This is a genomic window from Rhizobium leguminosarum bv. viciae USDA 2370 (assembly GCF_002008365.1).
Classification (GTDB): domain Bacteria; phylum Pseudomonadota; class Alphaproteobacteria; order Rhizobiales; family Rhizobiaceae; genus Rhizobium; species Rhizobium leguminosarum.
This window is the reverse complement of sequence record NZ_MRDL01000065.1, coordinates 1-3,334: the sequence shown is the minus strand read 5'-3', so window position 1 is coordinate 3,334 and position 3,334 is coordinate 1. Positions and strand designations below refer to the sequence as shown.

General features: G+C 58.4%; 4 pseudogenes. 3 read left to right on the top strand and 1 reads right to left on the bottom strand.

Going from position 1 to position 3,334, the window contains the following annotated elements:
* The first annotated feature begins 230 nt into the window (after positions 1–230).
* A pseudogene (locus tag BS629_RS37450) lies at positions 231–1,154 on the top strand (IS110 family RNA-guided transposase).
* A gap of 304 nt (positions 1,155–1,458) precedes the next feature.
* On the opposite strand, the pseudogene BS629_RS37445 reads toward BS629_RS37450, so the two are convergent.
* Positions 1,459–1,677 (bottom strand): annotated as a pseudogene (locus BS629_RS37445) (IS5/IS1182 family transposase); the annotation flags it as partial.
* A 67-nt stretch (positions 1,678–1,744) separates the two neighbouring features.
* Here BS629_RS37445 and BS629_RS38810 point away from each other — a divergent pair.
* Together BS629_RS38810 and BS629_RS37430 are read left to right on the top strand one after the other, a co-directional pair.
* Positions 1,745–2,309: pseudogene (locus BS629_RS38810) on the top strand (IS3 family transposase); the annotation flags it as partial.
* 248 nt (positions 2,310–2,557) lie between these two features.
* Positions 2,558–3,217 (top strand): annotated as a pseudogene (locus BS629_RS37430) (transposase); the annotation flags it as partial.
* Positions 3,218–3,334: the final 117 nt, after the last annotated feature.

Sequence of the window (3,334 nt, the reverse complement as noted above, 5' to 3'; positions counted from 1 at the left end):
CCGAAATGAAAAGCTTCTTCGCCACCCAATCGCTCCGACAGCATCGCAAGTCCGAAACAGGGGAGGACTATATTCCGCTATACGTCAGGTCAACCCTTCACCGCAACCATAGCTAGCATCGGCAAACGCCCTGTTGAAGCGATACGTGGTTACGCTTGTAAGGGGCGTCGGCGACGACCCAAGTGTGTGGCAAAGTGGAATTGTTTAAACCACCGTTGGAGATGGGCATGATGAGCGAAGTTCGCACGATTGGTTTGAATTTAGCCAAGAACGTGTTTCAGGTACACGGGGCTGACGAAACAGGTGCTGTTGTGTTTCGCAAGCGGCGCGGGCAGGTTAAAATTTCTTTGGTGGCCTGCCACGGTGCCTGGTTGCGATGGAAGCCTGCGGAAGCTCGCATTTCTGGGCGCGTGAGATAGGGCATTTGGGACACGAAGTCCGTATGATCCCACCGGCCTACGTGAAGCCCTTTTTGAAGCGGCAGAAGAACGACATGGCTGATGCTGAGGCGATCTGCGAGGCAGCGCAACGACCAACGATGCGCTTTGTTGCCGTAGAGCGAAGTAACACAAGCCGCAGCAGTGGTGTTGCGCACCCGCGATCTGCTGATCCGGCAGCGCACGCATATCATCAATGCGCTGCGTGGCCACCTGGCGGAATTTGGTGAAGTCGTGCTGGCGGCAACGTTGTCGCAACTGAACGATCAGATCCAGGCGCTGGACGCGGAGATCGTGCGCCGGGCCCGGGAAGATGAGATTGGGCGACGGTTGATGACGATCCCTGGTGTAGGACCACTAATTGCCTCGGCACTCGTGGCTTTGGCCCCGCCACCGGAAACGTTCCAACGCGGACGCGACTTCGCCGCATGGCTGGGGCTCGTCCCGCGACAACATACGACGGGAGGCAAACAACGCCTCGGGTCCACGACGAAGATGGGAGAGCGATCTCTGCGGCGGCTCTTGCTCATGGGCGCAAATAGCGTGGTCGTGTGGCGCTCCCGTAAGGGAGCTACCACGGGATCATGGTTGGCGAAAATGCTCGCGCATAAGCCGCCGATGCTGGTGAGGGCAGCGCTTGCCAACAAGATGGCGCGAATGATCTGGGCTATCATGGCCAAGGGAGGAATATACAGAGCTCCGGTTGCTGCGGCCTAAAGCCAACATAACCGAGGGGGCGTCGCAGCGAGAGAGGTCATCGGAAGTATGGCGCAACGGTCGTGAGACGGGATCAGAAAAACCAGTGTGCACCAAAGTGTCTCAAGAGCACGCGGCGTTGATTTGGACCTGACCTGCGAACACCATACGGGCCCGCGGCATGTGTGAAGCCGCATCACAGGCCGGACACATGTCAGCACCCGACAACGCGCAATGCCAACTAAAGATTCCTCTTGCCAAACGGGCGTCTACACATGGTGCATGGATCGGGACTTGAGCGGATCTGGATCTGTGATGGGGCTATCTATGTGGTCGGCCCATTGCGGCGGATGGATTTAGGGCGTGCGCATGTAAGCATACGATTGAGGGCGGCGCAGCCGATGGCCACGTCCGTCTGCTGAGCGTGAAACGACCGAGCCCGCAGACGCCGCCCGATGATGGACTTGTATCGGCCGATGGCAGTCTCGACCAGCGAGCGCTTGCCGTAGCCGGTGGAGACCTGCCATTTCATTCGCCCGTCTCTGAGAGCTGGCTCGGGAAATCTGAACAGCCAGGATAAGTGGAATTTCTGCCTGACTTCGGCTTAGATGCCGNACCAGATCAAACAGTGGAAAGACCAGCTCCTTGAGGGGGCGACAGGCGTTTTCGGTGATGAAACCAAGGCGGAACCGGCGGGACCAACCGTCGATGTCAAAACCCTGCATGCCAAGATCGGCGAACTGACACTGGAGAACGATTTTTTATCCGGTGCGCTCGGCAAAGCGGGATTGCTGGGCGGAAAGAAATGATCGACCGCGAGCATAAACTGTCGGTCGTGCGCCAAGCGAAGCTTCTCGGCTTCAGCCGTGGCAGCGTCTATTATTCTCCACGTCCCCGTGTCGGACCGTCGATCTGGCTTTGATGCGCCGGATCGACGAACCGCATCTCGATTACCCGTTTGCCGGAAGCCGGATGTTGCAAGGGCTTTTGAAGGCAGAAGGGCTGCAAACCGGACAGCTGCACGTCGCCACCATGATGAAGAAGATGGGCATCGAGGCGATTTACCGTCGCCCGAACACCTCGAAACCGGCACCAGGTCACAAGGTCTATCCCTACCTCCTGCGCAAGCTGGCGGTCACCAGACCCAATCAGGTCTGGGCGATGGACCTGACCTACAGTGCGCCTCGCCCCAATCGGGGGGGCATATGACTGGAATGCAAAGAGAAAGGAGGTCTCGAGATTTGCCTGTCCCCTGCTGCGAGGGGACATGAGCTCAAGCGGCGGTGACCTGCCGTCAACTGGCATGGTGACGTGGCCCGCAGGTAAAGCAGGGCTGTTCGGGGAAAGGTGTCAGGGCGAAATGAGAAACTGACCCCCTAACGAAATGAAGAAGTGCCCCCTCGTTTCACAACGAGGAGAGATGGATGACGAGCTTGATTTCAGAGCATCTTGCATTGTCGCGAACGATGCAGGGCGAAGATATGCTTCAGGCAGATGAGGTGGTGGCAATGTTGCGGCTGCACGAGCTTGGCTGGGGCGCCAAGCGTTTATCGAAAGAGTTTGGCTGCGCTCGCAACACTGTCCGCCGATATCTGCGGGAGGGCGGAGCAGCGCCATTCAAAAAGCCGGTTCGCCGCAGTGCTTTCGATGGCTTGGATGATTGGCTCCGCGAACGCTTCTTCCGGCATGACGGCAATGCCGATGTGATCCGGCAGGAGTTGGCCAGCGAGCATGGAATTACCATCGGTTTGCGCTCGGTAGAGCTTCGGGTCCGGGAATGGCGGCGCGAACTCAAAGCGCAGAAGCGGGCAACAGTCCGGTTCGAGACACCGCCAGGCCGTCAACTACAGATCGACTTTGGGCAGACGCGTGTCTGGATTGGTGACTAACGAATCCGGGTAAACGTCTTTGTCGCCACGCTGAGCTATTCCCGACGCATCCATATACGTGCCTCACTGCGAGAGGGACAGACCGACTGGTTCGGGGGCATGGAAGGCGCGTTTCTTCGGTTCGGCGGCGTTCCCAGTGAGGTTCTACTGGACAATGCGAAGGCGCTTGTCGAGCATCACGACGCGGTTAGTCGGGCGACGACTTGTCCTCATCGCCAGAAGACGCGCCAGCGGCGATGTCACGTTGTTTCATGGACGCCTGAACAAGGCGCTTGTTTGTGACGTCAGGCAGTTGCGCCGGTCACGGCTTTC